Annotated in this window: 4 protein-coding genes; all 4 read left to right on the forward strand. The window is 74.5% G+C overall.

The window, feature by feature from the left end; genetic code table 11:
* The coding region (locus G5C51_RS38615; RefSeq protein ID WP_165245030.1) for a thioesterase domain-containing protein at positions 1 to 1,361 on the forward strand (1,361 nt) is incomplete at its 5' end.
* A 49-nt stretch (positions 1,362 to 1,410) separates the two neighbouring features.
* Positions 1,411 to 2,364: an acyl-CoA desaturase gene (locus G5C51_RS38620; protein ID WP_165245032.1), complete on the forward strand. Its 954-nt coding sequence runs from the start codon at positions 1,411 to 1,413 to the stop codon at positions 2,362 to 2,364.
* Positions 2,365 to 2,465: 101 nt separating this feature from the next.
* Positions 2,466 to 5,384 (forward strand): hypothetical protein, encoded by a 2,919-nt coding sequence (locus G5C51_RS38625; protein ID WP_165245034.1) that lies wholly within the window; start codon positions 2,466 to 2,468, stop codon positions 5,382 to 5,384.
* Between the two features lie 31 nt (positions 5,385 to 5,415).
* Positions 5,416 to 6,681, forward strand: a 1,266-nt coding sequence (locus G5C51_RS38630) for a serine/threonine-protein kinase (protein WP_165245036.1), incomplete at its 3' end; no start/stop codon positions are given.

A 6,681-nucleotide genomic window follows, 5' to 3' on the forward strand; every position in this document is an offset into this window, starting at 1 on the left:
CCGCCACCCCCGTCACCACCCTCGACCGGCTGCGCACCCGCGTCGCCGCCGTCATGGGCTACCCGGCCGACGGCATCGACCCCGCCACCCCGCTCACCGACCTCGGCCTCGACTCCCTCATGGCGGCGCGCATCGGCGCGGCCGTGCTGGACGAGTTCGGCGCCAAGGTCGACCTGAAGGTGCTCCTCAGACAGGGCACCCTCGCGGACGTGGCGGCGGCCCTGGAGCAGACCGAACCCGGCACCGCGGCGCCGTCCGAGGCGGCCACCGACCGCGTCCTGCCCCGCGACGCTGCCGAACGCCTCGTCGCCCACGCATGGCAGCACGTCGCCGGCGGCCCGCCCCCCGGCGCCGAGGACGACCTCCGCCTCGACGACCACCCTCCGGCGCTGCGCCGCCGCCTCGCCGCCGAACTCACCGAGCGCGCGGGCCTTCCCGTAACCCCCGACGACCTGATCGACGACCAGCACACCCGACCCGTCACCCCCGCCGCCCCCGTCACCGTCGCGGCCATCGCCGCCCGGCTGCGGCCGGCCCTCGAAGCGGCGGACGCGGAGCCGGTCCGGACCCTGCGCGGCGGCGGCACCCGCCCGCCGCTCTTCCTCGCGCATCCGGCCGGCGGCTCCTCGTCCGTCTACCGCCCGCTCATCTCCCGCATCGGCGACGACCGCCCCTGCTACGGCCTCGAGCGCCTGCCGGACCTGCGCGACGTACCGGAACGCGCCGCCGCCTATGCGGACCTCATCCGCACCACCCACCCCGAAGGCCCCTGGGTGGTCGGCGGCTGGTCCTACGGCGGCCTCCTCGCGCAGGAGACGGCGCGCCTGCTCAGCGAGCACGGCACCGTCGAAGCGCTCATCCTCATCGACTCCGTCCTCCCGCTCCCCGCCGAGGACTTCACCCCGGCCGACGGCTCGACGAGCCCGCTGCACCGCTTCGCCGCCTTCGCCGAATACGTCGAGCGCGCCTACGGCAGCCCGCTCACCCTCCCGTACGCGGAACTCGACGCCCTCTCCGACGACGAGCAGGTCGAACTCGTCATGAAGACCCTCGAGCAGGCCGTCGACCTCCCCGCCCCGATCCTGGAACACCAGCGCACCTCCTACTTGGACCTGCGCAGCGGCGAGCGGCACACCCCGCGCCCGTACCCGGGCCGCACCCTGCTCTACCGGGCCACCGAACCCGCCCCGCACACCGTCCAGGACCCCCGCTACGAGCGCACCGACGCCGCGCTCGGCTGGGACGCGTACTGCCAGGACCTCACCGTCCACGACCTCCCGGCCCACCACCTCGCCCTCCTCGATCCGCCCGCGGTCGACGTGCTCGCCGCACACCTCGCCCGCGACCTGGACGGCGCATAGCCGCGCCGCCCCGGCACCCACCCCGCACCCGACGACAGGAGCGCCAGCCATGACAGCGGCAGAGACCGGACCAACAACGGCCACTGGACCAGGTGAGTACTGGGGCGAGCGGATGGGCACGGCCGACCGCGTCGTCGTCGGCATCTTCGTAGGGGTGCCGTTCGTCGCGGTGATCGCGTCCATCGTCGTCCTGTGGGGCTGGGGCGTCACCTGGCACGACCTGGTGATCGGCGCGGTGATGTATCTGATCGCCGGGCACGGGATCACCGTCGGCTATCACCGCCTCTTCACCCACGGCGCGTTCAAGGCGAACCGGCCGCTCAAGGTCGTCCTCGCCGTCGCCGGCTCGATGGCCATCGAGGGCGACCCCATCACCTGGGCGGCCGACCACCGCCGCCACCACCAGTTCTCCGACAAGCCCGGCGACCCGCACTCACCCTGGCGCTTCGGCCACTCCATCCCGGCCCTCGCCAAGGGCATGCTGTGGGCGCATGTCGGCTGGACCTTCAACAACGAGAAGACGAACCAGCAGCGTTACGTCCCCGACCTGCTCGCCGACCGCGACCTGGTCCGCGTCCAGCAGTGGCAGCCGCTGATCGCCCTCTTCTCCTTCGGCGCCCCCGCCGTCGCGGGCGGCCTGTGGGGCGCGGGCACTTGGGACGCGGGCGCCGCCTGGTCGGCCTTCTTCTGGGCCGGTCTCGTACGCATCGGCCTGCTGCACCACGTCACCTGGTCCATCAACTCCATCTGCCACCTGACCGGCGACCGCCCCTTCAAGGCCCGCGACCGCTCCGGCAACGTCTGGTGGCTCTGCCTCCTCTCCGGCGGCGAGTCCTGGCACAACCTCCACCACGCCGACCCCACCTCGGCCCGGCACGGCGTCCTCCGCGGCCAGATCGACACCAGCGCCCGCGTCATCCGCATCTTCGAGCGGCTCGGCTGGGTGCGGGACGTCCGGTGGCCGGACGAGCGCCGGATCGCGGCGAAGACGGTGAAGACCTGAGGCCGGAGCTGGACAACAGGGCAACTTCCCGTCGCTCAGGCCCCGTTGATCTCCGTACGTCCTAAGCTGGCGCCACTGACGGGCGGGCGTGGAGGTCGGCGGTGGGCGGGTATCGGCCGCGGGTGCGGCGGGCGCTGGCGCCGCTGCTGGTCGCGGCCGGCTGCGCGGCGGCCGTGGCGGTCCTGGCTGCCGACGACGCGCCCGGCTGGCTGGCCTGGTGCCCGGCATGGCTGCGGGTCCCGCTGGCGGCGGCGCTCGGCGCCGCGGGCGCGTGGTGGGCGGAGGCGCTGGCCACCGGCCACCAGGCCGCCGTCGAACGGGACCAGCCGGCCGTGGACCGGCTGGGTGAACACCTCGGCCGCCGTGCCGAGTTGCCCGGCATCGGCAGCCCGGGCGCGGACCCGCTGCTGCTGCGCGTGCACCCCGCCGCGCCGACGGAGCCACCCGGCGGCGAACTCCCGCCGTTCGTCGAGCGCGACGTCGGGGATCGGGTACGGCAGCAGCTGCGCGGCGCCGCCACGGACGGCGGCTTCCTGGTCCTCGTCGGCAACTCCTGCGTCGGCAAGACCCGGCTGCTCTACGAGGCGACCCGCGAAGTGCTCCCGGACTTCGCCGTCCTCGCCCCCGACCTCGGCGACGGCGGGCTGGTCGAGGCGATCGCCGACGCGTCGTTCCCGCTGCCGAAGCTCGTCGTCTGGCTCGATGAACTGCAGCGCTTCCTGCCGGGCCCGTACTTCGTCCCCGACGAGCGCGCCGGCCACGCCCCGCTGTCGGCGGGCGCCGTCCGCCGCCTGCTCCAGGCGCCCACCCCGGTGGTGATCGTCGGGACGCTCTGGCCGGAGTACTTCAGCGAACTGCGCGCCACCGAGCCCGACCCGGAGTCGGCGACCGGCCTCCCGAAGCCGCGCTACCCGCAGGCCGTCGACATCCTCGACGCCGGAGTGCGGCACATCGCCGTGCACTCCTTCTCCCGCGCCGAGCGCGAAGCCGCCGCCGCTCTGGCCGATCGCGACCCGCGCCTCGGCCAGGCCGTAGCCGACCCCGACTACAACGTCACGGAGTCCCTCGCCGGCGCCCCGCAGCTGATGCGCCGCTACCGCCAGGCGACCGACGCCCAGAAGGCCGTCCTCGACGCCGCCGTGGACGCCCGCCGACTCGGCATCCGCTCCCCGCTGACCGGGGAACTCCTGGGCGCGGCCGCCCGCGGCTACCTCACCGCCCACCACCCCGACGACACCTGGTTCGACACCGCCGTCGCCGAACTCACCTCCACCGCCCGCCGCGACGACCGCGCCACCGCCCCGCTGATCGAGCTCCTCAGCGCCGACCGCCGCACCGTCACCGGCTACGCCGTCGCCGACTACCTCCTCCAGCAGCTCGCCCGAGAGCGCCGCGCCGACCGGGTCCCGGCGGTGACCTGGCAGGCACTGGTCGAGCGCACCGAGGACGACATCGACGCGTACCGGCTGCTGCGGAGCGCCGAGGACCGCATGCTGTACCGGATCGCGGAGGACCTGCGGTTCCGCCGCGCCGCGCGCAGCCGACGCGCCGCCGAGGACCTGGCACGCTCGCTGGTACGCCAGGGCCGCACAGCAGAGGCTCTGCAGGCGCTCCGCGTCCACGTCCCGGAGCCGCGGGCGGCCGGCCGACTGGCGGAGATGCTGGCGGAAGCGGGCCGCGCCGACGAAGCGGCCGAGCTGCTGCGGGACGGCGCGGAGCTCGACACACACGCCGCGAGCAGGCTGACGCGGCTGCTCGGGGAGCAGGGGCACCTGGACGAGCTGCGCTCCCGTGCCGCGGCCGGGGACCAGGACGCCGAGCTGGAGCTCGCCAAGCACCTGAAGCTGGCCGGGCGTTACGACGAGGCGGTGCCGCACCTGCGCCGCCTTGCCGCAGCTGGAGTGGCGATCGCCGCCGTACGGCTGGCGGGCATTCTCACGATGCGCGGCCCCGAGGGCGATGAGGAGGCGCGCCAGGTGCTGCGGCCGGCCGCGGACCGCGGTGACGCCACAGCCCGCTGGCATCTGTCCTCCCTGCTGGAGAGCAAGGAGCACCGGGACGAGCTGCGGACCCGCGCGGACGCCGGCGATCTGCAGGCAGCCGACCGGCTGGCGACAGCGCTCGGCCGCGAGGGCCGCGTCGACGAGCTGCGGCAGCGCGCCGACGCAGGCGACGCCAAGGCCCGCCTCGTCCTGGCCGGCCTTCTCGACCGCCAGGACGACGGCGCCGGCGCGGACGACGCGGTGGCGGAGCTCCGCGCGCGGGCGGACGCCGGAGACGAGGACGCCCGCAGAATCCTGAACGTCAGGCTGCGGAACAACCGCGACATCGACGCGCTGCGTGACCGGGTAGCGGCCGGCGATGCCGACTGCGTCCGCCCCCTGGCGACGTTGCTCGCCGAACGCGGTCGTACGGACGAAGCCCTCGCCCTCCTCCAGCCACCCGCCGACGACGGACACACCCTGGCCGCGCACGACCTGGCCCAGCTCCTCATCCGCCTCGACCGCCTGCCGGAACTGCACCGCCGCGCCGACTCCGGCGACCGCACCGCCGCACTCCAACTGGCCAACGCCTACACCGAACGGGACCGCCCCGCCGACGCGGCCGAGGTCCTTCGCCCGTACGCCGCCGACAAGGTGGCCGCGAGCAAGCTGGCCCGGCTGCTGGCCCGTACGGACCGCGTCGACGAAGCCGTCGAGGTGCTGCGCCCGCACGCGGAGGCGGGCGACGAGTCCGCCATCGAGGAGACAACCAGCCTGCTCCGCAAAGCGGGCCGGACCGACGATGCCCTCGCCCTGCTGCGGGTGCGCGCGGACGCGCGCCTCCCGTACGCCGCCCACCGACTGCTCGACACCCTCTTCAGCGCCCGCGGCATCGAGGCCTTGTACGAGGAGGTGCACGCGGGCACCGAGGACGCGGCCGAATACCTGCTGAACACGCTGACCCGCGAAGGCGCCGCCGAGGAAGCCGACCGCCTGCGCACGGAAGGTTTCGAGCCCCCGCCGCGGGGCCCCCTGTGATCCGTAACGCCCGTGCGGCATCATGACCGCCATGTCAGGCGACGGGGGAACGGCGCCGGGCCCGGGCGGAGCCACGGGCAGGCTGATCGGGGACAGATACCGGCTCGGCGAGAGACTCGGCCGCGGCGGCATGGGCACCGTATGGCGGGCCGAGGACGAATTACTCCGCAGGCAAGTCGCTTTGAAAGAGCTGCACTTCGCCGAAGCGGGTACAGAGGCCCAGGTCAGACAGCTGCGCGAGCGCACCCTCCGGGAGGCCCGCTCGGTCGCCCTGGTCCGGCACCCCAATGTCATGGTGCTGCACGACGCCGTCGAAGTGGACGGCCAGATGTGGCTGGTGCTGGAGCTGGTCGACGGCCGTTCGCTGGGCGATCTCATCGAGACGGCGGGCGCGGTCACCGCCCGCGAAGCGGCCCGTATCGCCATCGCGCTGGCCGGCGCCCTCGCGGCCGCCCACGAACGCGGCGTCCTGCACCGCGACCTCAAACCCGACAACGTCCTGCTGGAGGACGGCAGCGGTCGCGTCGTGCTGTCCGACTTCGGCATCGCCCAGGTGCCTGGGCATACGACCCTCAGCAACAGCCGCGCCTTTTTCGGCACCCCCGAATACACCGCGCCGGAGCGGATATCGGGCAACTCCGCACCGGAGTCCGACCTCTGGTCGCTGGGCGTGCTGCTGTGCGCGGCGGTGAGCGGCACGACACCGTTCCGCCGCGACTCCCTCGCGGGCGTGGTCCAGGCGGTCATGGCCGACGAGATCCGCCCGCCCGCCGAGGCGGCGCCACTGCTGCCCGTCGTACACGGCCTGCTCGAGCGCGAGCCGGAGCGCCGGATGGCGGGGCCGGAAGCCGCCCGGCTGCTGCAGGGTTATCTGGACCGCGGGGTGATGGAGGGCGCCGCGCAGGCCGTGCCGTACGTCGCGACGGCCGAGGTGTCGCACGCTCCCGCTCCCCAGCCGCCCACGCCACCACTTCCCGGGACCAAGCCTCCGCCGCCGACCCGGCGCGGCCGCCGCGCGGTGCTGGCCGGCGTCGCCGTGGCCCTCGTCGCGTGCGCGGGTGTGGCCGTCGGCATGGTCCTCACGGAGGACGAGGGGACCCCAGCGGCGAAGCCCTCCAGCCCGCGCACCACACAGGACGGGAAGCCGACCGCAACCAAGTCCACCAACTCGGCGAAGCCTTCGGAATCCGCGAAGCCCACCCGCACCACGACCACCATCCCACCGCCGCCCGAAGCCCCCGACGGCTACCGCACCGTCCGCGACCCCTCCGGCTTCACCCTCGCCGCACCCCAGGGC

Source organism: Streptomyces coryli (assembly GCF_011044975.1).
In the GTDB taxonomy this organism is placed as follows: Bacteria; Actinomycetota; Actinomycetes; order Streptomycetales; family Streptomycetaceae; genus Streptomyces; species Streptomyces coryli.

Excerpts from the sequence above, each read along its gene's own strand:
- G5C51_RS38620 (WP_165245032.1), top strand. The coding sequence starts at position 1,411 with ATGACAGCGGCAGAGACCGGACCAACAACGGCCACTGGACCAGGTGAG.